Annotated in this window: 19 protein-coding genes; 9 read left to right on the forward strand and 10 right to left on the reverse strand. The window is 58.9% G+C overall.

The genetic code is table 11. The features are described from left to right. The first annotated feature begins 2 nt into the window (after window positions 1-2). The 5 genes from bcsZ to SIK97_RS03840 all read left to right on the forward strand — a co-directional run bounded on the left by bcsZ (window position 3) and on the right by SIK97_RS03840 (window position 10,365). On the forward strand, window positions 3-1,112 hold the full coding sequence (bcsZ, locus tag SIK97_RS03820; RefSeq protein ID WP_025106808.1) for a cellulose synthase complex periplasmic endoglucanase BcsZ: 1,110 nt from the start codon (window positions 3-5) through the stop codon (window positions 1,110-1,112). After that, a complete protein-coding gene (gene bcsC / locus SIK97_RS03825) occupies window positions 1,094-4,579 on the forward strand; it encodes a cellulose synthase complex outer membrane protein BcsC (protein WP_032751632.1) in 3,486 nt (1,161 codons plus the stop codon). The genes bcsZ and bcsC overlap by 19 nt, the downstream gene beginning before the upstream one ends. 611 nt (window positions 4,580-5,190) lie before the next feature. Continuing rightward, on the forward strand, window positions 5,191-7,197 hold the full coding sequence (gene hmsP, locus SIK97_RS03830) for a biofilm formation regulator HmsP (RefSeq protein WP_032751630.1): 2,007 nt from the start codon (window positions 5,191-5,193) through the stop codon (window positions 7,195-7,197). A gap of 154 nt (window positions 7,198-7,351) precedes the next feature. Further along, complete coding sequence (gene dctA / locus SIK97_RS03835) at window positions 7,352-8,638, forward strand: C4-dicarboxylate transporter DctC (protein WP_014227166.1); 1,287 nt, start codon at window positions 7,352-7,354, stop codon at window positions 8,636-8,638. 221 nt (window positions 8,639-8,859) lie between these two features. Continuing rightward, complete coding sequence (locus tag SIK97_RS03840; protein WP_032751626.1) at window positions 8,860-10,365, forward strand: M16 family metallopeptidase; 1,506 nt, start codon at window positions 8,860-8,862, stop codon at window positions 10,363-10,365. Between the two features lie 194 nt (window positions 10,366-10,559). Here the strand turns inward: SIK97_RS03840 and SIK97_RS03845 are convergent, their stop codons facing one another. Then, window positions 10,560-11,489 (reverse strand): sugar kinase, encoded by a 930-nt coding sequence (locus tag SIK97_RS03845; protein WP_042946099.1) that lies wholly within the window; start codon window positions 11,487-11,489, stop codon window positions 10,560-10,562. Between the two features lie 195 nt (window positions 11,490-11,684). Between SIK97_RS03845 and SIK97_RS03850 the strand changes: the two genes are divergently transcribed. Further along, on the forward strand, window positions 11,685-13,736 hold the full coding sequence (locus SIK97_RS03850; RefSeq protein ID WP_032751622.1) for an AsmA family protein: 2,052 nt from the start codon (window positions 11,685-11,687) through the stop codon (window positions 13,734-13,736). A gap of 49 nt (window positions 13,737-13,785) precedes the next feature. On the opposite strand, the gene SIK97_RS03855 is transcribed toward SIK97_RS03850, so the two are convergent. The 3 genes from SIK97_RS03855 to SIK97_RS03865 form a co-directional block, all read right to left on the reverse strand. Then, window positions 13,786-15,108 carry an MFS transporter gene (locus SIK97_RS03855; RefSeq protein WP_004126314.1) on the reverse strand — a complete coding sequence of 441 codons (1,323 nt, stop codon included), beginning with the start codon at window positions 15,106-15,108 and terminating at the stop codon, window positions 13,786-13,788. A 270-nt stretch (window positions 15,109-15,378) separates the two neighbouring features. Continuing rightward, the gene (gene yhjD / locus SIK97_RS03860; RefSeq protein WP_004134249.1) at window positions 15,379-16,410 is read right to left on the reverse strand and encodes an inner membrane protein YhjD; all 1,032 of its coding nucleotides are present in this window, start codon (window positions 16,408-16,410) and stop codon (window positions 15,379-15,381) included. Between the two features lie 272 nt (window positions 16,411-16,682). Further along, window positions 16,683-17,582 carry a LysR family transcriptional regulator gene (locus SIK97_RS03865; protein WP_014227163.1) on the reverse strand — a complete coding sequence of 300 codons (900 nt, stop codon included), beginning with the start codon at window positions 17,580-17,582 and terminating at the stop codon, window positions 16,683-16,685. 119 nt (window positions 17,583-17,701) lie between these two features. On the opposite strand from SIK97_RS03865, the gene SIK97_RS03870 reads away from it, so the two are divergent. Further along, window positions 17,702-18,460, forward strand: coding sequence for an SDR family NAD(P)-dependent oxidoreductase (locus SIK97_RS03870; RefSeq protein ID WP_032719951.1), 759 nt, complete (start codon window positions 17,702-17,704; stop codon window positions 18,458-18,460). A 350-nt stretch (window positions 18,461-18,810) separates the two neighbouring features. Next, window positions 18,811-19,419: a response regulator transcription factor gene (locus SIK97_RS03875; protein WP_032751620.1), complete on the forward strand. Its 609-nt coding sequence runs from the start codon at window positions 18,811-18,813 to the stop codon at window positions 19,417-19,419. On the opposite strand, the gene SIK97_RS03880 is transcribed toward SIK97_RS03875, so the two are convergent. The 4 genes from SIK97_RS03880 to SIK97_RS03895 form a co-directional block, all read right to left on the reverse strand. Then, window positions 19,416-19,844 carry a lysozyme gene (locus tag SIK97_RS03880; protein WP_032751618.1) on the reverse strand — a complete coding sequence of 143 codons (429 nt, stop codon included), beginning with the start codon at window positions 19,842-19,844 and terminating at the stop codon, window positions 19,416-19,418. The genes SIK97_RS03875 and SIK97_RS03880 overlap by 4 nt on opposite strands. A gap of 53 nt (window positions 19,845-19,897) precedes the next feature. Beyond that, entirely contained in the window at window positions 19,898-20,446 is a 549-nt protein-coding gene (locus tag SIK97_RS03885; RefSeq protein ID WP_014227159.1) for a GNAT family N-acetyltransferase, read from the reverse strand. 68 nt (window positions 20,447-20,514) lie between these two features. Further along, window positions 20,515-22,167, reverse strand: a complete 1,653-nt coding sequence (locus SIK97_RS03890) for an alpha,alpha-trehalase (protein ID WP_014227158.1) — start codon at window positions 22,165-22,167, stop codon at window positions 20,515-20,517. A gap of 266 nt (window positions 22,168-22,433) precedes the next feature. Continuing rightward, window positions 22,434-23,582 carry an iron-containing alcohol dehydrogenase gene (locus SIK97_RS03895; RefSeq protein WP_032694203.1) on the reverse strand — a complete coding sequence of 383 codons (1,149 nt, stop codon included), beginning with the start codon at window positions 23,580-23,582 and terminating at the stop codon, window positions 22,434-22,436. A 121-nt stretch (window positions 23,583-23,703) separates the two neighbouring features. Here SIK97_RS03895 and SIK97_RS03900 point away from each other — a divergent pair, with 121 nt between their 5' ends. Continuing rightward, window positions 23,704-24,327: a glutathione S-transferase family protein gene (locus SIK97_RS03900; RefSeq protein WP_032751614.1), complete on the forward strand. Its 624-nt coding sequence runs from the start codon at window positions 23,704-23,706 to the stop codon at window positions 24,325-24,327. A 51-nt stretch (window positions 24,328-24,378) separates the two neighbouring features. On the opposite strand, the gene gorA is transcribed toward SIK97_RS03900, so the two are convergent. Then, window positions 24,379-25,731: a glutathione-disulfide reductase gene (gene gorA, locus SIK97_RS03905; protein ID WP_057173683.1), complete on the reverse strand. Its 1,353-nt coding sequence runs from the start codon at window positions 25,729-25,731 to the stop codon at window positions 24,379-24,381. Window positions 25,732-25,802: 71 nt separating this feature from the next. Continuing rightward, entirely contained in the window at window positions 25,803-26,645 is an 843-nt protein-coding gene (locus SIK97_RS03910) for a 23S rRNA (adenine(2030)-N(6))-methyltransferase RlmJ (protein ID WP_009651758.1), read from the reverse strand. Window positions 26,646-26,736: the final 91 nt, after the last annotated feature.

Raw genomic sequence — 26,736 nt, forward strand, 5'->3', positions numbered from 1 at the left:
TGATGATGAACGCGGTGCGCGGTGTGGTGTTATCGGTATTGATGCTGGCGGCGGCGCAGGTGAGCGCCGCCTGCCAGTGGCCGGCCTGGGAGCAGTTTAAAAAAGAGTATGTCAGCGCCGAAGGGCGAATTATCGACCCCAGCGATGCGCGAAAAATCACCACCTCGGAAGGGCAAAGCTACGGGCTGTTCTTTGCTCTGGCGGCTAACGATCGCGACGGCTTCCGCAAGCTGTTCGAGTGGACGCAAAACAACCTTGCCGAGGGCGATTTGCGCGCGCATCTCCCGGGCTGGCTGTGGGGGAAAAAGAGCGATGACGAGTGGACGGTGCTGGACAACAATTCAGCCTCGGACTCCGATTTGTGGATAGCCTGGGCGCTGCTGGAGGCCGGACGTCTGTGGGACACGCCTCAGTACACCGAGGTAGGCAAGGCGCTGCTGGCGCGCATTGCCGACGAAGAGGTCGCCACCGTACCGGGGCTGGGGCCGATGATTCTGCCGGGGAGAGTCGGCTTCGTCGATGACCGCGGCTGGCGTTTTAATCCCAGCTATCTGCCGCCGCAGCTGGCGACCTATTTTGCCGCGTTTGGCGCTCCCTGGCCGAAGATACGCGACGGCAATCTGCGTCTGCTGCTGGAAACCGCGCCGAAAGGTTTTTCGCCTGACTGGGTGCGTTACGAAAAAAGCAAAGGCTGGCAGCTGAAAGCGGATAAACCCATTATCGGCAGCTATGACGCCATTCGCGTCTATCTGTGGGTCGGTATGCTCGATGACGGCGATAAGCAAAAAGCTCGCCTGCTGGCGCGTTTTAAACCGATGGCGACCCGGACGATTGACCAGGGCGTGCCGCCGGAAAAAACCAACATCGCGACCGGTAAAACTACCGGCAACGGTCCGGTTGGCTTCTCCGCTGCGCTACTGCCTTTCTTGCAGAAGGAAGATGCACGCGCCATTCAGCGCCAGCGCGTCGCCGATAACTATCCCGGCGCGGATGCATACTACAGCGCGGTCCTGACCCTTTTCGGCCAGGGATGGGATCAACACCGTTTTCGCTTCACCGCCGGTGGCGAATTACGGCCTGACTGGAACCAAGAATGCACAAGTTCTCACTAAGCTTATTCAGCCTCTCCTTAGGCGTCGCGCTGATGCCGCTGGCGCATGCCGCGACTACCCCTGTTCAGGAACATCTACTGGAGCAGGTCCGCCTCGGTGAGGCCAGCAAACGTGAGGATTTGGTGCGCCAGTCGCTCTATCGCCTGGAATTGATCGACCCGAATAACCCGGACGTTGTTGCCGCGCGGATGCGCTATCTTCTCCGCCAGGGCGATACCGCCGGCGCGAAGCAGCAGCTGGAGCGTCTGGCGAAGCTGGCGCCGGAATCGCCCGAGCTGAAAGCCTCGCGTGACGAAATGAAAAGCAGCACCGGCGATGGTCGCCAGGAGCTGCAGCAGGCTCGTCTGCTGGGCGTGGCCGGGAAGGTTGATGAGGCCATCGCCGCTTACGAGAAGCTGTTTAACGGCGTTCCTGATGATGATGACGCGGCGATTGAGTACTGGACGCTGGTGGCGCGGCTGCCCGCCCGTCATAACGAAGGCATCAATCAGCTGAAAAAACTCAACGCCCGCTTGCCGGGCAACGTCCCGCTGCAAACGGCGCTGGCGAAACAGATGTTTGGCGATAATAAGCCGGAAGAGGGATTTGCTTATCTGGAGCAGATGTCCCGCTCGGCGGCGGGGCGCGGTATCGCGGCGGACATCTGGTTTAACGAAGTGAAAAGTATGCCGGTCAGCCGGGCCAGCGTGCAGGCGCTGCAGCGCTTTCTCATGCAGTTTCCCACCGGTTCCACCTCGGCGAATGCCCGCGTCCTGCTCGCTCAGCAGCAGACGCAGCTAAAAGACCCGACGTTCCGCGATCGCGCGGAGGGGCTGGCGGCGGTGAAGGCCGGGAAAGGTTCGGTGGCCGTGGCCGATTTGCAGCAGGCTGTGCGGGCGGATGCCAAAGACAGCGACGCGGTTGGCGCATTGGGGCAGGCGTACTCCCAGCGCGGCGATCGGGCGCGGGCGGTTGCCCAGTTGAGTAAAGCCATCAAAATGGACCCGGATAGCCCGAGCCGCGATAAGTGGGACAGCTTGCTCAAGACTAACCGCTACTGGCTGCTGATTAAGCAGGGCGATAGCGCCCTCAAAAGCGGCCAGCTGGCGCAGGCGCAAAATTATTACGCCCAGGCGCAGCGCATAGACAATACCGACAGCTATGCGGTGCTGGGGCTGGGGGACGTGGCGGCGGCGCGTAAAGAAAACGCGGCGGCGGAGCGCTACTACCAGCGCGCGCTGCGAATGGATCGCGGCAACAGCCTGGCGGTGCGCGGTCTGGCGAATCTGTATCGCGCCGAATCGCCGGAAAAAGCCAGCGCGTACATCGCCAGCCTGTCGCCGGGCCAGCGGCGCAGCATTGATGATATCGAACGCAGCCTGACGAACGATCGGCTGGAGAAACAGGCCGAAGCGCTGGAGAGCCAGGGCAACTGGGCGCAGGCGGCGGAAGTGCAGCGCAGACGGCTGGCGCTGGATCCGGATAGCGTGTGGATCGCCTACCGCCTGTCGCGGGATCTGGTCAGCGCAGGCAGCCGCAGCGAAGCCGATGCCATCATGCGCGCGATGGTCAACCGCCAGCCCGGCGATGCCGACCGGGTTTACGCCTACGGCCTCTATCTATCCGGGAATAATCAGGATGAGATGGCGCTGGCGCAGATTAACGCTCTGCCGCGCGGGCAGTGGACGGACAATATTCGCGAGCTGGAGGCGCGCCTGCAAAGCGATAACGTGTTGCGCCAGGCCAATCAGCTGCGCGATAGCGGCCAGGAAGCCAGGGCGATCGCCCTGATTAACCAGCAGCCGACGTCGGTGCGCTACGCGCTCACGCTGGCGGACTGGGCGCAGCAGCGCGGCGACAGCCAGACGGCAATTGCTGAATATCAGCGGGTGCTGGGGCAGCAGCCTGACAACGGCGATGCGCGTCTGGGCCTGGCGGAAGTGTATCTTGCCGATGGCGATAAAAACGCCGCCCGCGCCCAGGTGGCGCAGCTCAAGGGCGAAGATATCGATTCTATCAATATGCAGCGGCGTATCGCCCTGGCGCAGGCCGGGTTGGGCGATCGCGCTCAGGCGCAGCAAACCTTCGCCCGCATCGTTCCGCAGGCGAAAGCGCAGCCGCCGTCAATGGAAAGCGCGCTGGTGCTGCGCGACGCCGCGCGTTTCCAGGCGCAGAACGGCGAGCCGCAGCAGGCGCTGGAAGGCTATAAAGATGCAATGGTGGCCTCCGGCGTCGCCCGCGAGCGCCCGCAGGATAACGACACCTTTACGCGGCTGACGCGTAACGATAGCAGCGATGACTGGCTGAAGCGCGGGATCCGCAGCGACGCGGCGGATCTTTATCGTCAGCAGGATCTTAACGTCACCCTCGAACATGATTACTGGGGCTCCAGCGGTACCGGCGGCTATTCCGACCTGAAAGCCCATACCACGATGCTGCATGTGGATGCGCCGCTGGCCGACGGGCGAATGTTCTTCCGTACCGATCTGGTTAATATGGATGCCGGGAGTTTTTCGACGAACAGCGACGGCAGCTATTCGCCGAGCTGGGGCACCTGCGGTGAAATCGCCTGTAGCGGCGGCAGCAAACATCAGAGCGATAGCGGCGCCAGCGTCGCGGTGGGCTGGAAGAACGATACCTGGAGCGGCGATATCGGCACCACGCCGATGGGCTTTAACGTCGTTGATGTGGTGGGCGGCCTGAGCTACAGCAGCGACGTTGGTCCGCTGGGCTACACCGTGAACCTCCACCGACGCCCCATCTCCAGCTCGCTGCTGGCCTTTGGCGGGCAGAAGGATAACTCTAACGACGGCCATACCGGCAAGACCTGGGGCGGGGTGCGCGCCGACGGCGGCGGTCTGAGTCTGAGCTACGATAAAGGCGAGGCCAACGGCGTCTGGTCTTCGCTGGGCGTCGACCAGTTGACCGGGAAAAACGTCGCCGACAACTGGCGCGTGCGCTGGATGACCGGCTACTACTATAAAGTGGTTAACGAAGATAACCGCCGGGTCACCGTCGGCCTGAACAATATGCTCTGGCACTACGATAAGGATCTCAGCGGCTATACGCTGGGTCAGGGCGGTTACTACAGTCCGCAGGAATATGTCTCCTTCTCGGTGCCGGTCACCTGGCGTCAGCGGACGGCGAACTGGTCATGGGAGCTGGGGGGCTCGGTATCGTGGTCCCACTCGCGCACCAAAACCGAGGCGCGCTATCCGCTGCTCAATTTGATTCCTTCGCAGTATCGTCATGATGCCAGCCAGCTCACGGAAGAAGGCAGCAGCAGTTCTGGCGTCGGCTATACCGCACGGGCGCTGATTGAACGACGGGTGACCAGCAACTGGTTTGTCGGGGCGGCGGTGGATATCCAGCAGGCGAAGGATTACACCCCGAGCCATGCGCTGCTGTACGTTCGCTATTCGGCTTCCGGCTGGCAGGGCGATATGGATATGCCGCCGCAGCCGTTGGTTCCTTATGCCGACTGGTAGCAGATTAGGCTGAATTATGCGACAGGGCGCCACTCCACGGCGCTCTTCGCGTATACTCGTTGCCTCCGGCCAGGCAGCCCGATTTCCCCTCCGGTGGCGCGGAAGCTGCATAGCGCGCTGCATCCCGGAGGCGGCGCCAGGGGCGCCTTGTCCGGGCTACCGGCCCGATGGTGGTTGTGAGCGTGTAGCCCGGGTAAGGCGTCAGCCGCCACCCGGGAATGTTCCCCGGTCGCGCTGTGCTTACAGGGGCTACCGGCCGCGCCGCCTGCGGGTTTTGTAGCCCGGACAGGCGCATTGCGCCGCCTCCGGGAAAGCGGCCTGATGGCGGCTGTGAACGTGTAGGCCGGGCAATTTCGTAGCCCGGGTAAGGCGTCAGCCGCGACCCGGGAATGTCCGCCGGTCGCGCTATGCTTACCGGGGCCACCGGCCGCGCTGCCTGCGGGTTTTGTAGCCCGGACAGGCGCATTGCGCCGCCTCCGGGAAAGCATCCCGATGGCATTGCTTCGCGCCTTGCGGGCGTGAGCAAACAATTTGAGTATATAATCAGCCTGATAACGATCGGTGAGAGGGACCTATACCCGATATGCGTTCAGTTTCAGTGGAGAACCCCGTTGCGCGTCAGCCGTTCACTTACAATTAAACAGATGGCGATGGTCGCGAGCGTGTCCATGGCGTTTGTACTGGTCTTCTGTTCTATTCTGCTGTTCCACTTTGTTCAGCAGAGTCGTTTTACCACGGCCACGCAGTTAGAAAGCATCGCGCGTTCCGTTCGCGAACCGCTGTCAGCGGCTATCCTGAAAGCCGATATCCCTGAGGCGGAAGCCATTCTGAGCCGTATTCAACCCGCAGGCATCGTCAGCCGGGCGGATGTTGTCCTGCCCAATCAGTTCCAGGCGCTGCGGATGCGCTTTATCCCCGAGCGCCCGGTACCGGTAACCATCACCCGTATGTTTGAACTGCCGGTACAGATTTCGCTGCCTATCTACTCCCTTGAACGGCCCGCTAACCCACAGCCGCTGGCCTATCTGGTGCTCCAGGCCGACTCATACCGCATGTATAAATTCGTCATGAGCGCGCTGGCGACGTTAGTGACCGCTTACTTGCTTCTGGTGCTGATGCTGACGGTGGCGATCACCTGGTGCATCAACCGTCTGATGGTACGACCGCTGCGTAAAATCGCCCGTGAGCTAAACGATGTCCCGCAGCACGAGCGTTTGGGCCATCAGCTCACGCTGCCGCGTCTCCATCATGACGATGAAATCGGCATGCTGGTGCGCAGCTACAACCGTAATCAGCAGACGCTGCTGCGCCTGCACGATGAACTCTCTTTGCAATCGACCCGTTTTCCGGTATCCGAGCTGCCGAACAAAGCCTTTCTAATGGCCATGCTGGAGCAAACCGTCGCGCGACCGCAGGCCTCGGCGCTGCTGATTATCGCCTGCGAAACGCTACAGGATACCGCTGGCGTACTGAAAGAGACGCAGCGTGAAATGCTGCTGCTAACCCTGGTTGAAAAGCTGCGGGCGATTATCCCGGCGCAGATGGTGCTGGCTCAGGTGAGCGGCTACGACTTCGCGATTCTGGCCCACGGTATTGACGAACCCTGGCAGGCGGTGACGTTAAGTAAGCAAGTACTCACTGTCTTAAATGAACGTTTGCCGCTGCACGGCATCCAGCTGCGCCCCTGCGCCAGCGTCGGTATCGCGATGTTTAACGGCGAAATTAACGCCGAACAGCTCTACCGGCGGGCGTTTTCCGCCGCCGTAACCGCGCGTCGTAAAGGGAAAAACCAGATTGAGTTCTTCGATCCGCAGCAGATGGAAAAGGCGCAGCGCCGCTTAATGGAAGAGCACGATATTCTGACGGCGCTTGATAACCAGCAGTTTGCCATCTGGCTGCAGCCGCAGGTGGATACCCACAGCGGCGAGGTGTGCGGTGCGGAAGTGCTGCTGCGTCAGCGTCAGGCGGACGGCAACTGGTCGCTGCCGGGCGATCTGATTGAGCGTATCGAAGCCTGCGGGCTGATGGTGCCGGTCGGCTACTGGGTGATGGAAGAGGCCTGCCGGCAGCTTGCCGCCTGGCAAAATCAGGGGATCATGTTGCCGCTGTCGGTCAACGTGTCGTTGCTGCAGCTGCTGCATCACGATCGCGGCGAGGAGATGCTGGCGCTGCTGGCGCGCTATCGTATCGCGCCGGGCACGCTGGTACTGGAAGTCACCGAAAGCCGTCGGATAGACGACCCGCAGGCGATTATTTCCCTGCTGCGTCCGCTGCGTGAAGCGGGCGTGCGGATTGCCCTCGATGACTTTGGTATGGGCTACGCCGGCCTGCGCCAACTGCAGCATATTAAATCGCTGCCGGTAGACATCCTGAAAATCGATAAAGTCTTTATCGATATGCTGCCCGATGACATCAGCATGCTGCCCGCGATTATCCAGCTGGCGCGGGGGCTGAGTCTGCACATTGTCGCGGAGGGCGTCGAAACCGATACCCAGTATCGCTGGCTGCAGGAGGCGGGGGTCGAGACGGTGCAAGGGTATCTTTTTGGCTGCGCCATGCCGCCTGAGGCTTTTATGGCCCGTTTTTTACCCGGTGATGTTGAGGATGCAAGTTTGTAACAACATTGTTAGCTTATGCGAGTCAGTTCAAATAAATTAACAATTGCATTGCAATTTCATCACTCGTTATTTCTGAAATGTTTCATGGGTGTTATTTTTAAGCCACGGACGCAATATCCCCTCAAAGTCTGTGGTTATCTCCAAAGGACACCCTATGAAAATCTCTTTCTTTAAAAGCCTCTATGTCCAGGTTCTCTCGGCCATAGCGATCGGTATTCTGCTGGGCCATTTTTACCCGGAACTGGGTGCGCAGATGAAACCCCTCGGCGATGCCTTCGTTAAGCTGATTAAAATGATTATTGCCCCGGTTATCTTCTGTACCGTAGTGACGGGGATTGCCGGGATGGAGAGCATGAAAGCCGTCGGCCGCACCGGGGCGGTGGCGCTGCTCTACTTTGAAATCGTGAGCACAATTGCGCTGATCATCGGCCTGATCATTGTAAACGTGGTGCAGCCCGGCGCGGGAATGAACGTTGACCCGGCGACCCTCGACGCGAAGGCCGTGGCGGTTTACGCCGAACAGGCGAAAGATCAGGGCATCGTAGCGTTCCTGCTCGATATTATCCCCGGCAGCGTAATTGGCGCTTTTGCCAGCGGCAACATTCTGCAGGTGCTGATGTTTGCGGTGCTGTTTGGTTTCGCGCTGCATCGCCTCGGCAGCAAAGGCCAGCTGATTTTTAACGTTATCGAAAGCTTCTCGCAGGTGATCTTCGGCATCATCAATATGATCATGCGCCTGGCGCCGATTGGCGCGTTCGGGGCCATGGCCTTTACCATTGGAAAATACGGCGTCGGTACGCTGGTGCAGCTTGGCCAACTGATCGTCTGCTTCTACATCACCTGCATCCTGTTTGTGGTGGTGGTGCTGGGGTCGATCGCCAAAGCCACCGGCTTCAGCATCTTTAAATTTATCCGCTATATCCGCGAAGAGCTGCTGATTGTCCTGGGGACCTCTTCATCCGAGTCGGCGCTGCCGCGTATGCTCGATAAGATGGAGAAGCTGGGCTGCCGCAAGTCGGTGGTGGGGCTGGTGATCCCGACGGGGTACTCCTTTAACCTCGATGGCACCTCAATATACCTGACGATGGCGGCGGTGTTTATCGCCCAGGCGACGAACAGCCATATGGATATTTTCCATCAGATCACCCTGCTGGTGGTGCTGCTGCTCTCCTCAAAAGGCGCGGCGGGGGTGACGGGCAGCGGCTTTATCGTCCTTGCGGCGACGATTTCCGCCGTCGGGCACCTGCCGGTTGCCGGTCTGGCGCTCATTCTTGGCATCGACCGCTTTATGTCCGAGGCGCGCGCGCTGACCAACCTGGTGGGTAACGGCGTCGCGACCATCGTTGTCGCTAAATGGGTCAAAGAGCTGGACGCGAAACAGCTGGATGATGTGCTGAACAACCGTACTCCGGTAAGCAAATCGCACGAATTATCCTCATAAATCCATCTGTTAGGCCCGTTGTCCCTTGCTGGACTACGGGCTCCTGCGCATAATTAGGGGTCACTGTCGCTTGCGCGGCGGTGACCCTTATGTTTATTTCACGTCAACATGCGACATTTTCATCTCCGTGTGGTCTAACCGACGTACTTAACTCACCATATTTTTTCGGCGGCCCTCCCGTGGGCCGCTGTTGTAACCAGGATTGTTCATCAGGGGTTCACATGCAGGGCACAAAAATTCGACTCTTAACCGGTGGTTTGCTGATGATGGCGACGGTCGGCTATGTGCAGGCAGAAGCGCTCCAGCCGGACCCGGCCTGGCAACAGGGGACACTGGCGAATGGATTTCAGTGGCAGGTTTTAGCCACCCCGCAGCGTCCCAGCGATCGTATCGAAGTTCGCCTGTCCGTGAATATTGGCTCGCTGAGCGAAAGCACTCAGCAGAGCGGCTTTAGCCACTTTATCCCGCGCCTCGCGCTGACGCAAAACGGTGGCCTCCCGACCATGCAGGCCCGTTCGCTATGGCAGCAGAGTATTGACCCGAAGCGTCCTCTGCCGCCCGCCATCGTCTCTTATGACTACAGTTTGTTTAACCTGAGCATACCGAATAACCGTAACGACCTTCTGAAAGAGGCGCTGAGCTGGCTGGCCAGCGCCAGCGGTAAAATGTCGATCTCCCCGGAAACCGTCAACCACGCGCTGCAGGGCGAAGACATGGTGGCGACCTGGCCTGCGGATACCAAAGAAGGCTGGTGGCGCTATCGGCTGAAAGGCTCCACCATGCTGGGGCACGATCCGGCGGCGCCGCTGAAGCAGCCGGTGGATATTGCTCAGCTAAAAGAGTATTACCACAAGTGGTACACCCCGGATGCCATGACCCTGATTGTGGTCGGCAACGTGGATAGCCGCAGCGTCGCGGAACAAATCAACAAAACTTTCGGCGGCCTGAAGGGCAAGCGCGAAACGCCGGTGGCGGTTCCTACGCTGTCGCCGCTGCCGACGACGCCGGTCAGCATCATGACCGATGCGGTGCGCCAGGATAAGCTGTCGCTGATGTGGGATGCGCCGTGGCAGCCGATCCGCGACTCGGTCGCGCTGCAGCGCTACTGGCGCGACGATCTTGCCCGGGAAGCGCTGTTCTGGCACGTACAGCAGAATCTGAGCAAAAGTAATATCAAGGATATCGGCCTTGGCTTTGACTGCCGCGTGCTCTACCAGCGCGCCCAGTGCGCGATCAATATCGAATCGCCGGGCGAGCGCCTGAACGCCAACTTAACGACCGTGGCGCGCGAGCTGGCGAAAGTCCGCGATCGCGGCCTGCCGCAGGAGGAGTTTGACGCCCTGATCGCGCAGAAAAACCTCGAACTGCAGAAGCTGTTTGCCACCTATGCGCGCACCGATACGTACATCCTGATTAGCCAGCGGATGCGTTCGTTGCAAAATCAGGTGGTGGATATCGCGCCCGAGCAGTATCAGAAACTGCGCCAGGAGTTTCTCAATTCGCTGACGGTCGACATGCTGAATCAGTACCTGCGTCAGCAGCTGTCGCAGGATATGGCGCTGGTGCTGCAGCAGCCGCAGGGTGAGCCGGAATACAACATGAAGGAACTGCAGGCGACGTGGGAAAAGCTGATGGCGCCCGCGCCAGCGGCCGCAGCGGCGTCGAGCGCCGCCGGTGATGTTGTGGAAGGGCGTAACGAAGCGACGGATATCCCGCCAGCACAGTAAAGCAAAACCGGATAGCGTGGCTATCCGGTGAGGTTTATGGCTAATCTGTTTTACGTATTGCTGGATTGGCCCGGTGATTTTCCCGGAGGCGGCGCTGGCGCGCCTTGTCCGGTCTAATGCCAGCGCCAGACAGTAGCCCGGCTAAGCGCAGCGCCAGCCGGGATTCTCGCAGGAGGGCGTAACGCAATCGAAAATTACTGCGGCATCGCCTCGCGCGGGATAATCGCGCCGCGATACTGGATCACCGTGCTGGCGGTCAGGTGTCCGCGTTTTGCCGCCGATTCGGCGTCGCCGCCGGTCAGGCGTACAGCCAGGTAGCCGGCGCTGAACGAATCGCCCGCCGCCGTGGTATCAACCACTTTCTCTTTCGGCAGCTTAACGGCCGGGACTTCCCGCAGCGGCTGGCCGGCAATCGCCACCAGGCAGGAGTCTGCGCCGCGCTTAACCACCACTTCTTCAACGCCGGCGGCGTGGGTGCGGGCAATCACTTCCGCAACCGGCTTCTCGCCCCACAGCGCGTCTTCGTCATCGAGGGTCAGGAATGCGATGTCGGTGCAGGCCAGCATCTGCTGATAAACCCGCTGCGTCTCCTCTTTGCTGCTCCACAGGCGCGGACGATAGTTATTATCAAAGATAACCTTGCCGCCGTTTGCCCGGCATTCCCGCAGCAGGGTCAGCAGCTTCTCGCGGCTGGTCGGGCTGAGGATCGCCAGGCTGATCCCGCTAAGATACAGATAATCAAAGGTCGCCAGCTCTTCGCAGATGGCCGCAGACTGCTCGCTCTCCAGCCAGAACTTCGCCGCGGCTTCGTTGCGCCAGTAGTAAAAGGTGCGCTCGCCGCTCTCGTCGGTTTCGATGTAGTAGAGGCCCGGTAAACGGTCGGCCATGCGCTGAATCAGGTCAGTCTGAACGTTCTCGCGCTGCCAGGATTCGAGCATCTGCTGGCTGAAGGTGTCCGTGCCCAGGGCGGTAACGTAGTGCACGCCCAGCGCGCTGGCGTCGGTCTGGCGAGCGATGTAGACGGAAGTGTTTAAGGTGTCGCCGCCAAAGCCGCGATTAACCGCTGCGCCTTTCTCTGACAGCTCAATCATGCATTCGCCAATGACGGCAATTTTCTTCGACATAGTGATGACCTGAAATTAAATCAATATTAACCCTAGTGTGCGCTGGGGCGCTTTGATGGTCAATGATATTAAAACAACGTTCCATTATTTTTTTGACCTGACGCGGATTATGTGACGAAAACCTCATTCGGCGGAGCAAATGGCGTTTCTCAACTATATTCAGGAGTGACGAGACGCAAAAGGAGTGCAGAAGGGATGAGCAGAACCCGAAAAACCGTGGCTATTATCCTGGGAACGATTGTCGTACTGATCGTTCTGTTTTTTATCGTGCTGGCGACCTTTGACTGGAACCGCCTGAAGCCGACGATCAACCAGAAAGTCTCTGCCGAGCTGAACCGCCCGTTCGCGATTCGCGGCGATCTGGGCGTCGTCTGGGAACGCCAGCCCGGCGAAAGCGGCTGGCGAAGCTGGATCCCCTGGCCGCACGTTCATGCCGAAGATATCGTCCTTGGCAACCCCCCTGATATCCCGCAGGTCACAATGGTCCACCTGCCGCGCGTTGAGGCGACTCTCGCCCCGCTGGCGCTGCTCAGCAAAACGGTCTATCTGCCGTGGATTAAGCTTGAACAGCCCGACGCGCGGCTGATCCGACTGTCGGAGAAGACCAACAACTGGACTTTCGACCTGGCTTCGGCGGGGTCGTCGGAGAAAGATGCGGCGCCTTCCAGCTGGTCTTTCCGCCTCGACAATATTCTTTTCGATCGCGGCAAGATTGCCGTTGATGACAAAGTGTCGCGCGCTGACGTGACGATCGTGGTTGATCCGCTCGGTAAGCCGCTGGCGTTCAGTGAAGTGACCGGCGAGAAGGGGAAAGGGCAGCCGCAGAAAGTAGGCGATTACGTCTTCGGCCTGCAGGCGAAAGGGAGCTACAACGGACAGCCGCTCTCCGGTAGCGGCAAAATCGGCGGCATGCTGGCGCTGCGCAGCGAAGGGACGCCGTTCCCCCTGCAGGGGGATTTTCGTTCCGGCAATACCCGGGTCGCGTTTACCGGCACGGTCAGCGATCCGCTTAACCTCGGCGGCATCGATCTGCGGCTGAAGTTTTCCGGGGACTCGCTGGGCGATCTCTATGACCTGACCGGCGTGCTGCTGCCGGATACGCCGGCCTTTTCGACCGACGGGCATCTGCGGGCCACCTTCAAGGAGAAAAACGGTTCACGCTTCGCCTATCAGGATTTTAATGGCCGCATCGGCGAGAGCGATATCCACGGCTCGCTGACCTACACCACCGGTAAACCCCGGCCTAAGCTGGAGGGCGACCTTGAGTCCAGACAGCTAAGGCTGGCGGATCTGGGGCCGCTGATTGGCGTCGACTCCGGCGGTAAAGGCAGCCAGACCGAACGGCGCAAAGGCGAGGCCTCCCCGCAGCCGGCCGGAAAAGTGTTGCCGTATGACCGCTTTGAAACCGATAAGTGGCAGGTGATGGATGCCGATGTGCGCTTTAAAGGACGCCGCATTGAGCACGGCGGCACGCTCCCCATCAGCGACCTCTCCACCCACGTGCTCCTCGAAAGGGGCGACCTGCGCCTGCAGCCGCTGCGTCTGGGGCTGGCCAACGGCACGATTGCCGGCAGCATTCATCTTGAAGGGGATAAAAAACCGCTGCACGGGACGGCGAACCTGCAGGCGCGCCGCCTGAAGCTGAAAGCGCTGATGCCAAACGTGGAGATGATGCAGAAAACCCTCGGCGAAATGAACGGCGATGTGCAGCTTCGCGGCACCGGCAACTCCGTCGCCGCGCTGCTGGGCAACAGTAACGGTAACCTGAAGCTGCTGATGAACGACGGTTTAATTAGCCGCAACCTGATGGAGATCCTCGGCCTGAACGTCGGTAACTTTATCATCGGGCAGATCTTTGGCGATGATGAGGTGCGGGTGAACTGCGCGGCGGCCAATATCGACGTGGTCAACGGCGTCGCCCGGCCGCAGGTGTTTGCCTTTGATACGGAAAACGCGTTGATCAACGTCACCGGTACCGCCAGCTTTGCCTCAGAGCAGCTGGACCTCACTATCGATCCGGAAAGCAAAGGCTTTCGCATTATTACCCTGCGTTCACCGCTCTACGTGCGCGGCACCTTTAAGTCGCCGAATGCGGGCGTGAAGGCGGGGCCGCTGATTGCCCGCGGCGCGGTAGCGGCAGCGCTGGCGACCCTGGTGACGCCGGCCGCCGCGCTGCTGGCGCTGATCTCACCCGCCGAAGGCGAGGCGAACCAGTGTCGGGCAATCCTGTCGCAGATGAAAAAATAGTCGGCAAGGAGACGCCCCTCGCCGGATGGCCAGGGGCGTGGAGGGAGAGTTACAGCGATTGATGACGCGTTTCGTGAGTCAGCAGCAGCGCGATCATCGTCAGCGCCGCCATGGCGGCCAGATAGAGCCCTACCGCAGGCAGACCGTAGTTGCCCTGCAGCCAGGCGGCGATATACGGCGCCACGGACGCCCCGAGGATCGACGAGACGTTATAGGAGAACGATGCGCCGGTATAGCGAACTTCCGTCGGGAACAGCTCCGGCAGCAGCGCGCCCATGGGGCCAAAGGTCAGCCCCATCAGGCTCAGGCCAATCAGCAGGAAGGCAAAGACCAGCAGCGGGTTGCCGGAGCCGAGCAGCGGTTTAAAGGCAAACAGCGCGAAGAGGATGATCAGGGTCGTAATCACGACCATGCTCTTACGACGGCCGAATGCATCCGCCAGCAGGCCCGCCACCGGTACCATCACGCCAAAACCGATAACCGCCATCATCAGCATCCACAGCACTTCGTTACGCGGCAAGCCGAGGCCAATCGGCGCGGCGGCGGTGCTGAAGGTCATGGAGTAAACGGTCATGATGTAAAACAGCGTATAGGTCGCCAGCATGATAAAGGTGCCGAGAACGGTGACGCGCACGTGTTTGGTCAGCAGCGTGCCCAGCGGGATTTTGACCTGTTTTTTCGCGGCGGCTACCTTAGCGAACACCGGCGACTCGTGCAGCGAAACGCGGACGTACAGGCCGATAATGACCAGCACGGCGGAGAAGATAAACGGCATACGCCAGCCCCATTCCATAAACTGCTGGTCGGTCAGCAGCCAGGAGAGCAGCAGGAAGGTGCCGTTCGCGAAGAAGAAGCCGATAGGCGCGCCCAGCTGCGGGAATGAGCCATACAGCGCGCGCTTGCGCGGCGGGGCGTTTTCCGTCGCCAGCAGCGCCGCGCCGCCCCATTCGCCGCCAAGGCCGAGCCCCTGACCAAAGCGCGCCAGCGCCAGCAGCACCGGTGCCATAATGCCAATGGTTTCATAGCCGGGCAGCAGGCCGATAACCACGGTGGAGATCCCCATCGTCAGCAGCGAGGCGACGAGGGTCGCTTTACGGCCTACGCGGTCGCCGAAGTGGCCAAAGACCGCTGAACCGATAGGGCGCGCAATAAAGGCGATAGCGAAGGTCGCCAGCGATTGTAGCGTCGCGGCGGCGGGATCGCCCTGCGGGAAGAAAATGTGCGGGAATACGATAACCGCCGCGGTGGCATAGATGTAGAAGTCGAAGAACTCGATGGCGGTACCAATGAGTGAGGCGACGACGACTTTATTGCGTGAGTTAACCGGAACGGTGTCCTGCGCGTTGTCGAGTGTTGTGGCTGTGGCTTGCATAGATCTTTCTTATTTTTTGCGAACGAAAGGCCATATAGCCACAGCCTTGGGGACATTTCAATCTGTAACAAGGGGCGGGGGAGGCGAAAAAAGAAGCAAAAAGTGAATAATTTCTGTGCCAGAAAAATAACTTCTATGAAATGCTTCACAAAATTCAAATAATGGTCGATAAAACCAGGTTTAGGTTAAATAAAAGTTACATGTTGGATTTATATGCTGAAATGCCAGGTTGGGCTGAATTTTGCGTCTTTTATTCAGCCCAGTGATGGTTTAGTCGTGGGCTTTGCCCGGCATCCGGCGGTCGTCTTTATATTCGGCGGTGGCAATCCATGCGGCGCAGAACAGCGTCAGGCGGGCGAAAAAATAGAAGAAGGCCATTATCCCCAACACCGAACCGAATGCCGCCCCGGATGGGGATTTCACCAGCGCCGGTAGCGTCCAGGTCATAATGATTTTGATTATCTCAAAGCCGACGGCCGCAATCAGGGTGCCGCGAATCAGCGCCTTACGGCGAGGGCGGTGGCGCGGGAGTCGCCAGAAAATCCAGAAAAACAGCAGATAGTTGGCGAAGATGGAAATCGCGAGGCCAATCAGCCGCCACGCCGGTTTCAGCCACTCGATATAATCAAGATAAAGCGCCGAGATAATCATCTGCTGGGCCGAGCCGGCGATAGAGGTGATCGACAAGGTAATGACCAGCGCAACCAGCAGGCCGATCAGCGAGATAAAGTCGCGGAAATACTTAACCCAAATTTTCTCCTGATCCTGCGGCGTGCGTTCCCAGACGTCGCGCGACTGGGCGCGGATGGCCTCACGCAGGTTGCCCATCCAGTTAATGCCGGAGTAGAGCGCCACCAGCAGACCCACGATACCGACGGCGGTACGCTGCTGTACGGCGGTATTGATGGTATTTTTCAGCGTTGCCGCCAGCGTCGGGTCGCTAACGTTAAGCAGGATTTTATCGAAGATGTCCTGTAGCAGCGTGGGATGCGAGGCGAGAACAAAACCGGCGGCCGCAAAAGAGACCATCAGGATTGGGATCATCGATAAAAACGAGAAGTAGGTGATTGCCGCGCCAAACTGATTACCCAGCCTGTCGTTGAAGCGCTCCGCGGCGCGGATGATATGGGCGACCATATGGTTACGCTGAACTTTTTCCGCCGTTCCGGTGACGCTTTTCAGCGCCTGGTTGGCTTTTTTCGCCACGGTAGAGTCGTTTATCGCAGCCATCGCGCTTTTGTTTTTATCCGGCTGCTGGCCCGGATCCTCGGTTGGGCGTTGAGCGTCGTTTTCCGGCGTCATAAATTATTTCTTCCTTTTTTACAGCGATATTCTTCAAAAATTATATACGTAAAATCACGGATGGGGCGTATCGGGGGGGAGCGGGCATCGGAATCTGCGAATCACTGAAGCGCGTTCTTGTGTTATTCCCCGGCAGCGCTGCGTTTGCATGGCCCTGGGCGAAATTAATAATATAATGATATTATTGGTTTTTTTACGCCGTGTAAGGCGTCAGCCGGCACCCGGCAGGGAATATCGGCACGCTCTCAAATACAGATTTTTCATCATTCGGCCTAATCAACGTAGTTTTTCATCAAGCCGCCCAGCCACTCCATAAACAGATGTACCCGGCGCGAGAGATTACGCCGGTGCGGATAAATGAGCGACACCGGCAGCGGCTCGGCGCGGTAGTGGGGCAGAATTTCTATCAGCTCGCCGGTGCGTAGCCATTCCCGAACCCCCACCCGCGGCACCTGAATAATGCCCAGCCCCGCCAGGCACGACGCCTGATAGGTCTCGGTGCTGTTCACCGTCAAGACGCCGCCGGTTTTGATCCAGCGGACGGCGCCCTCGCTGACCACTTCGAAGCCCAGCGGGCGCACCCCGAGGCTGCTTGCGTAGTGGATCAGCGCATGATCGGCGAGATCGTCCAGCGATTGCGGATAGCCGAAGCGCGTCAGGTACTGCGGGCTGGCGCAGTTGATTTGCGTTAGCTTGCCCAGCGGCCGCGCGATGAGCCCGGAATCTTTCAGCGTACCGACGCGCACCACGCAGTCAAAGCCCTCGCGAACCACGTCGACTAACCGATCGCTGCTGCTGAGCTCCAGTTCGATGCCGGGATACTGCTGCAGAAATGCCGGCAGCTGTGGAATGACCAGCTTTTTCGCTACGGCGACGGGCATATCAACCCGCAGACGCCCGCTGATGCTGGAGGGGTCGAGCTGAAACATGCCGTCCAGCTCTTCAAGATTGCTGAGCAGGTCTCTGGCGCGTTCGTAATAAACCATACCATCCTGCGTCAGCTGTACCCGGCGGGTTGTGCGATGCAGCAAACGAACCCCAAGGTGGCTCTCCAGCGCCTGAATCTGGCGCGAGACGCTTCCTTTCGGCAGGCCAAGGGTATCGGCGGCGCGGGAAAAACTTTCCAGCTCCGCGACTCTGATGAACAGCTGCATTGCGTGAATTTTATCCATGCCGGCGGCCTATTGTTGTTTTTAATGAAACAGTAAAACGTAATTTGCCATATTTATTGTTTTTATAGCAGCTAATAAGCTCTTCAACGATGCAAACGCAACCAAGAAGGGGTTTTCTGATGACGCAACGTATCGCTTTAGTCACCGGCGGTAGCCGTGGACTGGGAAAAAACGCCGCATTGAAGCTGGCGGCAAAGGGAACCGATATTATTCTGACCTGGCACAGTAACCCGCAGGCGGCGCTGGACGTAGTGGCTGAAATTGAGCAAAAAGGCGTGAAAGCCGCGGCATTACCGCTAAACGTCGGTGATGTTGGCAGTTTCGACAGTTTTGCTCAGAAGGTAAGAGAAGTGCTTCAGCAGCGCTGGCAGCGGGAGACCTTCGACTATTTATTGAACAATGCCGGAATTGGCCTGAATATTCCCTTTGCTGAAACCAGCGAGGCGCAGTTTGATGAATTAATGAACATCCAGTTTAAGGGGCCGTTTTTCCTTACCCAACGCCTGCTGCCGTTATTGCAGGACGGGGGGCGGATCCTCAACGTTTCCAGCGGACTGGCGCGTTTCGCGCTGCCGGGCTATGCGGCCTACGCCTCAATGAAAGGCGCGATGGAGGTGCTGACGCGCTACCAGGCGAAGGAGCTGGGAGAACGCGGAATTTCGGTCAATATTATTGCGCCCGGCGCGATTGAAACCGATTTTGGCGGCGGTGTGGTCAGGGATAACGCGCAGGTGAATCAGCATATTGCCGCGCAAACGGCGCTCGGAAGAGTGGGGCTGCCGGATGATATTGGCGATGCCATCGCCGCGCTGCTTAGCGATGACCTGCGCTGGATGAACGCCCAGCGCGTAGAAGTCTCCGGTGGGATGTTCTTGTAATCCCGCGCCCCTCCATAGAGTATGGAGGGGCTAACGTATTTCATGCACTTTCTTATTTCGTAACAGACTTTCCTCATTTTGCCATCGCCTGCGTTTCCGGCTTCGTTTAAACTAGAAAATTAGTATTATTTTTATTTTTTCTTGCCCGCCTGATTAAGGATTTCCTTAATTCAAATGTAATAAATATTGTGGATAAGTAATGGGGCCAATAAGCCCTGTAACTATTCATTGTTATGATATTTAGTTTCGCATCCCTATCGGTAAAATGCCCCAGGCCAAACGGCAAGTTGTTATTTATTTTGGCTGATGTTTGTCTTTTCATCGGGCATTTATTTATTGGAGCGAAACCCATGCAGATACTCATGTTTGACAGGCAGTCGATATTTATTCATGGAATGAAAATTGGCCTCCAGCAATACATTCCAGAGATTGATATTTTTGGCACCTGTCAGGCTGAACAGCTCTGGCAGAAGCTGACGGCGCATCCTGACGCGCTGCTCATGCTGGACGGGGATATGCACGGTGAGTTTTGCTGTTGGCTGCTGGAGGAAAAACAGCGTCGTTTTCCGCACGCTCAGGTCCTGCTGATCGTTTCTGACGATAACAAGGGCTGGCTACAGCGCGCGCTGTCTTATAATGTGCGGGCCATCGTGCAGCGCGAGGAAAGTTTGCCCACTTTCGCTCAGACCATCAACCGTCTCCGGCGGGGGCTGCCCTGCTTGCCGGACGATGGATTAATAATGGCGGAGGTGAGCGATAATAAACGGGTTCATTTGAGCCAGCGCCAGCGGGAGATTTTGCAGCTGCTGGCCGCCGGTGACTCTAATAAACAGATTAGCCGGACGTTAAATATCAGCACCGGCACGGTAAAGGCCCATCTTGAGTCGCTGTACCGTCGGCTGGACGTGAAGAATCGTACCCAGGCGGCGATGGTCTTTCATCGCGTCAGCGAAACTTAATCGGCTCTGGTTTTGAATCTTGCGCACTCTTCGCGCCGCTGTTCGCGGCCGCTGCGAATATTTTCCCATGCGCTCAGCGCGTCAGCGAACCGCTGATGATTAAGATGGGTCAGGACGGTATCAAGCGCCGGAGACGCCGCCCCGCAGCTAAAGGCTAAAGAGACCAGCGCATCATATTGCGCTTGATTAAGCGTGACCCGGAGCCTGCGCTTAAGTTCGCGCTGGCACTGCAGAAGATCGACGATAAGCAGAGTCTCCGCGATCTCGCGCGTGAAGTGAGGGAACGATTCGTAATCATTGAGAACGTGGCCGTAGCCAATCACGCGCAGGCCGCTTTCGTCCCGATAGGGGGCGAGCGCTAGCCCCTGCATTCGCTTAATAAACTCCAGCCCGTGCAGGCTTAGCGGCGGTATGGTTGGGGACATTTATCGCTTCCTCTGTTGTCGGCCTGCAGTGTAGAGGAAAAGCGCGTCGCGCCCTATTCGCCAGATGGCCCAGGCTGGTGGTAATCGCGGCGCAGCAGGCCAAACAGCCAATCGTTGTGCCAGCGACCGTTGAGCCAGTAGCAGTCGCGCAGCTCGCCCTCCTGGTGAAAACCGACCTTTTGCAGCAGATTTTTTGACGCCAGATTGCCCGCGGTGACGGTTGCCGTCAGCCGCCGGATGCCGCCGGCGGAGAAAGCGTAATCGCACAGCGCGCGCAGAGACTCATAGCCGTAACCTTTGCCCTGCGCCCGGGGAGCGAACAGAAAACCCGCTTCAGCGCTATCGGGAGCGTGATGCTGATAGCCGGTGAGGCCCAGGGGAGCGTGGGTGTAGCGGTCGCGCACCACCAGGCACAGCCAGTGGGCCGCGCCCGGCGACCACGCGGGGAGCCGGGCATCAAAAGCGTCGCGAATGTCCGCTACCGGGCGGGGATCCGCGACGTAAAGCATCACCTGGGGGTCTTGCTGTAAGCTGAGAAAAAAGGGCCAGTCGTCAAGCTGCAGCGGCGAGCAGCGCAGACGTGGGGTAACCAGTTCAGGCATAGCTGGGCTTCCGGCGAAAGTCGATGCCATGAACATAGCAGGACATCGACCGCGGGAATAGTCCGCTTTTACAACGGTTCGCCGTACAGGCCGATAAGCCGGCGCACCACGCCATTCGTCCAGCCAAAGCCATCCTGGAGCGGATATTCACCGCCTCCGCCTTCATGGGGGGTGGCGCTGGCGATATGGTACTTTTCAATCAGCTTATAGTGCTGTTTATAGAAATGATTCACCGTTTGCAGCCAGCTTTGGGCTATCTCATCGCCCAGCGGATCCTGGCCGTACATTTTAAAACCCTGTACCGCCATCCACTGCAGCGGCGCCCAGCCGTTGGGCTTATCCCACTGCTCACCGCTTTGATATTCCGTCGCCATAATACCGCCGGGGGTGAGCAGGCGGGCGCGTACCGCGTCGGCGAGCCTGTCGGCCTGTTCATGGGTCGCCATGCCGACGTACAGCGCGACGAGGCTGGCGGCGGAAAACAGCGCCAGCTGCTCGCGGCGCCAGTCGTAATCGCGGAAACAGCCGCTTTCGTCATCCCACAGATAGCGGGTTACCGCCGCCCTGCGCTCGCTGGCCTTCTGGCGAAAAGCGGCCTCTGTTTCCCGGTCGCCCTTCAGGCCGGAGAGGTTGGCGATGGTATTCTCCAGCTTGAACAGGAAGGCGTTCAAATCAATGGGGATAAACTGGGTGGTACGGATGCTCGCCAGCCGGGTAATATCCCGCAGCCAGCGGCTGGAGTAATCCCAGCCGGACTCCGCCCCGGCGCGCAGGTCGCGATAGACCTCGTTAGGCGGGCGCCCGGAGTGCTTCGCCGTTTCGACATCTTCCCGCCATGACTCATCGCGCGGCGTATCGCGATCGTCCCAGTAGCGGTTCAGCAGCGAGCCGTCCGGCATCCGCACCACGTGACGGTAGGCCTGATTGGGGATCAGCGATTCCGCGCCGTCCATCCAGAAGCTGTACTCCATCCGCAGATGGTCAAGGTATCGTTTGGCGCCGCGAACCCCATCCTCTTCAAACAGTTCGACCATCAGGGCAAACACCGGCGGCTGCGAGCGGCTGAGATAGTAGGTGCGGTTGCCGTTAGGAATATGGCCGTAGATTTCAATCATCCACGCGAAGTTGTCGGCCATGCATTTCAGCAGGTCTTCGCGGCCGCTTTCCGCCAGCCCCAGCATGGTGAAGTAGGAATCCCAGTAGTAGGTTTCGCTAAACCGCCCGCCAGGGACAATATAAGACTGCGGCAGCGCCAGCAGCGACGACCAGGGAATATGATCCTGCGGCTCGCGGGTCAGGACGGGCCACAGATTATCAATATGCTCCTTTAACGATCGCGTGGGATCGGAGACGTAATCCTCGGCGCGGTTTTCCGGTAGCCAGAAGTGGTCTTCAACAAACTGGCGGAGATCGAATCCGGGGGTACGCCGGACGCGACGGTAGTGAATCAAAATATCCAGCGGGTCCTGCTTCGGCGCGCAGTCGGGGAAGGTTTTGCTATCGGCGAAAATTCGCGACTTCTGGACGTGAGCGAACAGTTCCAGATAGCGATCGGCAGGGGTCAGGGCATCCGAGGCGGGCAGCCCTTCTATGATCTCCGGTTCGGGTTCGGCGTCGAACATTTCATCCAGCTTTAACTCATACGGATCGGCTTCGTAGCACGGATCGATTTCGATCCTGAGCTCATCGTCATCAACGTTGCGTAATTTCTGGCTGAACATAGTGGTACGGACCTCCGGATTGCGTCAGTAGAGGATGCCGGGCGCGCCCGACCTGTCTATTAAGCTTAGACATTCGCAGCGGGAAACGAAAAGAGAAGTGTGCGGTAGATCACGCTTTGTTCTAAACCGTCTGCCCGGGGTTTCTGCTTTAACTCGTTGACCTGGCGCATTAAAACCGTTTTAACCGCTTCGTATTGCGCCGAAAAATTCGGAGATTTCGTTTTGCAACAAAATCTAAATTTCCAGGCGCTTTAGCGATTAAGCCCTTACTCCCACGCGGCCTCCAGCATTTCCAGCAGCTGCTCGCTGGTGAGCATAACCGGGTTAGCCTTCATGGAGGATGAGCTGCTGGCGGCGAGGGCCGCGGGTTCCAGCGCTTCGCGGGGGACGCCGAGCTCGCGCAGATTGCCCAGACCGGATCGCTGGCTCCACTCGCGCAGGCTCTCCCAGGCGCTGTTTGGATCGGCGTCCAGTCCGGCGGCCAGCCACTGGCGTACGTCGGCAAAACGCTGGCGGAGGCGTTCGTCGCTAATTTGCGTTTCATTGAGCGCCAGGCCGAAGGGAAGCAGGCTGCCGCAAAGCGCGCCGTGGGGGGCGTTGCTCAGACCGCCTAATGGGCCCGCAAGACCGTGAATGACGCCGAGACCGGCGTTGGCTAACGCCAGCCCACCGCACAGGCTGACCCATGCCATCTCATCGCGGCTATCCGGACACTCTTTGGCCATCAGCGTTCTGAGCGCTTTGATGCCGCGCGGGATCGCCTCCCGGCAGAGAGCGTCGGTAAAAGGATTCGCCCGGGCGCACAGCCAGGGCTCAATCACCTGGGTGAGGGCATCCAGGCCGGAAGCGAGGGTCACCGCGCGCGGGGTGTTGTCGGTGAGCGACGGGTCGACAATCGCCAGGTCCGGCAGCATGCGGTCGTCGCGCAGGCTGACCTTGCGCTGCTGCTCCGGGACGTTGATCACCGCGTTCTTTGTGACTTCCGCCCCGGTACCGGCCGTGGTGGGGATGGCGACGAACGGCAGCGGATTGGCTTCTAACAGGCGCCCGGTACCCACCACTTCCAGATACTCGATCGCGGGCCCCTGCGCGGGAACCAGCGCCGCAATCGCTTTGCCGGCATCTATCACCGCGCCGCCGCCGAGGCTGACCACCGCGCCGACGCCTTTTTCCCGCGCCAGACGGACGCCCCGTTCAATATCCTGCAGGTCGGGTTCATGGGCGATAGACAGCGTGGTGACGTTCAGCTGGTGAGCGTGGAGTTCGCTTAATAAGAACGCCGCGCGCTGCAGGCTGGCGCCGTGAATCAGCAGTATCTGTGCGGAGCGGGCGGCGAGCCAGGGGGCGGCGCTGCGAGCAAGGCCGCGTCCAAAGCGGATATTGCCCGGTGTTAAAACGTTAAAAGAGGTCAACATGTCGGGTAACCTGTCCTGGAGAAAAATCGTGCAATCCACTATACACATTATCCGGCTGTACATGCGCCGCCGATGCAGTATTGTGAAACAACCATCTCTTTTGATTGAGGAATTGCTGACAATGCTAAAAATACTGGGCAAACGCTCATCAATTAACGTGCGCAAAGTGCTGTGGACCTGCGAAGAAGCGGGGCTTGAATATCAGCAGGAGGATTACGGTAGCGGGTTTCAGTCGATTGAGACCCCGGAGTTTCGCGCCCTTAATCCGAATAGCCTGGTGCCCGTGCTGCGGGATGACGACTTTGTGTTATGGGAGTCGAACAGCATCTGCCGCTATCTGGCGCGCAAAGCCGGGCGGGAAGACCTGCTCCCCACGGCGCCGCGGGCTGCCGCCGAGGTTGAGCACTGGATGGACTGGCAGGCGACGGAATTTAATACTGCCTGGCGCTATGCCTTTATGGGACTGGTACGCAAGGACCCGCGTTTTCAGGATCCGACGGCTATCAAAGAGAGTATTGCCGCCTGGACCCGCTGCGTGCAGATCGTCAATACGCAGCTGCAGCAAACCGGGGCATGGGTCGCCGGTAGAGAGTTTACGCTGGCGGATATTGTCCTTGGCCTGTCGGTGCATCGCTGGAAAATGACGCCGTTCGCCCATCCTGAAATGGCGGAAGTGGGGCGCTGGTATATGGCGCTGAATCAGCGGCCGGCGTTTAAGCGTCACGGGAATAACGGCGTGGCGTAGAGGAAAAAAAAGAAGCTCCGGAGAGCTTCTTTTTCAGGCATGGTGCGCGTCTTACCGCATCGTCACAAACTCTTCCGCGGCGGTTGGGTGGATCGCCACGGTATTGTCGAAGTCTTTCTTGGTTGCGCCCATCTTCAGCGCCACCGCGAAGCCCTGCAGCATCTCGTCCATCCCGAAGCCGATACCGTGAATACCGACAATCTTCTCTTCCGGGCCGACGCAGACCAGCTTCATGCGGCACGGCTGGCGGTGTGAGGTCACGGCGGTATACATGGCGGTGAAAGAGGATTTATACACTTTCACCGCTTCATCGCCGTACTGCTCGCGCGCCTGCGGCTCGGTTAAGCCGACGGTGCCGATAGGCGGATGGCTGAACACCACGGTCGGGATATTGCTGTAGTCCAGATGTTCGTCCGGCTTGTTGTTAAACAGGCGCTCGGAGAGACGACGGCCTGCGGCAACGGCGACCGGGGTCAGCTCGACGGCGCCGGTATTATCGCCGACGGCGTAAATACCCGGAACGTTGGTGTTCTGGAATTTATCGACGACGATATAGCCTTTATCGTTGGTTTCCACTCCGGTCGCGGCGAGGTTGAAGTTATCGGTTGCCGGTTCGCGACCGATCGCCCAAATCAGGCAGTCCACGGTCTGGCTGCGGCCATCTTCCAGTTCCAGGGTCAGGCTGCCGTCGGCGTTCTTCACTCCCGCTTTCGGAATGGCATGGGTATGCAGCTGCGGGCCTTCGGCGTTCATTACCTCAACCAGCGTTTCCACGATCAGCGGATCGAAGCTACGCAGCGGCGCGTGTTTACGCACGAACAGGTGCGTCTCCGCGCCCAGGCCGTTAATTACGCCCGCCAGCTCAACGGCGATATAGCCCGCGCCGACAACCGCAACGCGTTTCGGCAGCGCCGGCAGTTCGAAGAAACCATCGGAATCAATGCCGTATTCGACGCCGGGGATATTCGGATGGCTCGGGCGGCCGCCGGTGGCGATCAGAATATGATCGGCGGTTATCGTCTCGCCGTTAACTTCGATGGTTTTCGCATCGACAAAACGGGCGAAGCCTTTAATCACATCGACCTTATTTTTGCCCAGCACGTTATCGTAGGAGGTGTGGATACGATCGATATAGGCGCTACGGCTGGCGACCAGTTTGTCCCAGTCGAAGTGATTGATAGTGGTATCAAAACCGTAATCCGGGCCATACAGATGGATGGCTTCACGGATCTGCGCCGCATGCCACATGACTTTTTTCGGCACGCAGCCGACGTTCACGCAGGTACCGCCCAGGTCTTTGGCTTCAATCAGCGCGCACTTCTGGCCGTACATAGCGGCACGGTTAATGGAGGCGATACCGCCGCTGCCGCCGCCAATGGCGATATAGTCATAATGCTTGCTCATGAGTCTTATCCTTAATGTCTGATTGGCGCGATTGTATACCTGAAATCAATAGTTTCCACCGATGACTGCGATTACTCAGGCACGATCCAGCTGACGGTGGTATGGCCGATGCCGGTCGGCACCAGCTTTTTATGCAGCCACGGCAGAACGTTGTTCATCTGCTGCTCCAGCTTCCACGGCGGGTTGATGACGATCATCCCGGAGGCGGTCATCCCGCGCTGGTCGCTATCCGGACGCACCGCCAGCTCGATTTGCAGAATTTTGCGAATGCCGGTGGCCTCTAACTCTTTGATCATGCGCTTAATCTGCGCCCGTAACACCACCGGATACCACAGCGCGTAGGTGCCGGTAGCAAAGCGTTTGTAGCCTTCATGAATACCGGTCACGACCGCCTGGTAGTCGCTTTTGATTTCGTAAGGCGGGTCGATCAGCACCAGTCCACGACGAGAAACCGGCGGCAGCTTCGACTTCAGCTGCTGATAGCCATCGGTTTTTTCAACCCGGGCGCGGTCGTCTTTCTGAAACTCGGCGCGCAGCAGCGGAAAATCGCTGGGATGCAGTTCGGTCATCTGCAGGCTGTCCTGCTCGCGCAGCAGCTGGCGGGCAATCAACGGCGAGCCGGGGTAGTAGCGCAGCTGGCCGCTACGGTTGAAGTGCTGAACGACGGAGATATACGGCTCCAGCTCGGCGGGCAGGTCATCCTGCTGCCAGATGCGGGCGATGCCTTCGAGATATTCACCGGTACGCTCGGCGTGTTCGCTGCTCAGCTGATAGCGGCCTGCGCCGGCGTGGGTGTCCAGATAGAGAAACGGTTTTTCTTTCTCTTTGAGCGATTCAATGATCAGGCTCTGAACGGTGTGTTTAAGAACGTCGGCGTGGTTGCCTGCGTGAAAGCTATGACGATAACTGAGCATGGATACGGTGATTCCGGGATTGAGACAAGATGACCGATAGTTTACCGCAGATCGGCCTGGATTACCGCCGCGCTGTTTCCATTCCGCTTAA

The organism is Klebsiella sp. JN_Kp126 (genome assembly GCF_033843325.1).
GTDB classification, from domain to species: domain Bacteria; phylum Pseudomonadota; class Gammaproteobacteria; order Enterobacterales; family Enterobacteriaceae; genus Klebsiella; species Klebsiella michiganensis.

Bases quoted from the DNA above. Each gene is read 5' to 3' on its own strand.
- SIK97_RS03870 (WP_032719951.1), top strand. From the start codon at position 17,702: ATGACGCAACGTATCGCTTTAGTCACCGGCGGTAGCCGTGGACTGGGA.
- SIK97_RS03890 (WP_014227158.1), bottom strand. From the start codon at position 22,167: ATGTTCAGCCAGAAATTACGCAACGTTGATGACGATGAGCTCAGGATC.
- bcsZ (WP_025106808.1), top strand. From the start codon at position 3: ATGATGAACGCGGTGCGCGGTGTGGTGTTATCGGTATTGATGCTGGCG.
- dctA (WP_014227166.1), top strand. From the start codon at position 7,352: ATGAAAATCTCTTTCTTTAAAAGCCTCTATGTCCAGGTTCTCTCGGCC.
- gorA (WP_057173683.1), bottom strand. From the start codon at position 25,731: ATGAGCAAGCATTATGACTATATCGCCATTGGCGGCGGCAGCGGCGGT.
- SIK97_RS03840 (WP_032751626.1), top strand. From the start codon at position 8,860: ATGCAGGGCACAAAAATTCGACTCTTAACCGGTGGTTTGCTGATGATG.
- SIK97_RS03850 (WP_032751622.1), top strand. From the start codon at position 11,685: ATGAGCAGAACCCGAAAAACCGTGGCTATTATCCTGGGAACGATTGTC.
- SIK97_RS03865 (WP_014227163.1), bottom strand. From the start codon at position 17,582: ATGGATAAAATTCACGCAATGCAGCTGTTCATCAGAGTCGCGGAGCTG.
- bcsC (WP_032751632.1), top strand. From the start codon at position 1,094: ATGCACAAGTTCTCACTAAGCTTATTCAGCCTCTCCTTAGGCGTCGCG.
- SIK97_RS03900 (WP_032751614.1), top strand. From the start codon at position 23,704: ATGCTAAAAATACTGGGCAAACGCTCATCAATTAACGTGCGCAAAGTG.
- yhjD (WP_004134249.1), bottom strand. From the start codon at position 16,410: ATGACGCCGGAAAACGACGCTCAACGCCCAACCGAGGATCCGGGCCAG.
- SIK97_RS03895 (WP_032694203.1), bottom strand. From the start codon at position 23,582: ATGTTGACCTCTTTTAACGTTTTAACACCGGGCAATATCCGCTTTGGA.
- SIK97_RS03885 (WP_014227159.1), bottom strand. From the start codon at position 20,446: ATGCCTGAACTGGTTACCCCACGTCTGCGCTGCTCGCCGCTGCAGCTT.
- SIK97_RS03855 (WP_004126314.1), bottom strand. From the start codon at position 15,108: ATGCAAGCCACAGCCACAACACTCGACAACGCGCAGGACACCGTTCCG.
- SIK97_RS03875 (WP_032751620.1), top strand. From the start codon at position 18,811: ATGCAGATACTCATGTTTGACAGGCAGTCGATATTTATTCATGGAATG.
- SIK97_RS03880 (WP_032751618.1), bottom strand. From the start codon at position 19,844: ATGTCCCCAACCATACCGCCGCTAAGCCTGCACGGGCTGGAGTTTATT.
- SIK97_RS03910 (WP_009651758.1), bottom strand. From the start codon at position 26,645: ATGCTCAGTTATCGTCATAGCTTTCACGCAGGCAACCACGCCGACGTT.
- SIK97_RS03845 (WP_042946099.1), bottom strand. From the start codon at position 11,489: ATGTCGAAGAAAATTGCCGTCATTGGCGAATGCATGATTGAGCTGTCA.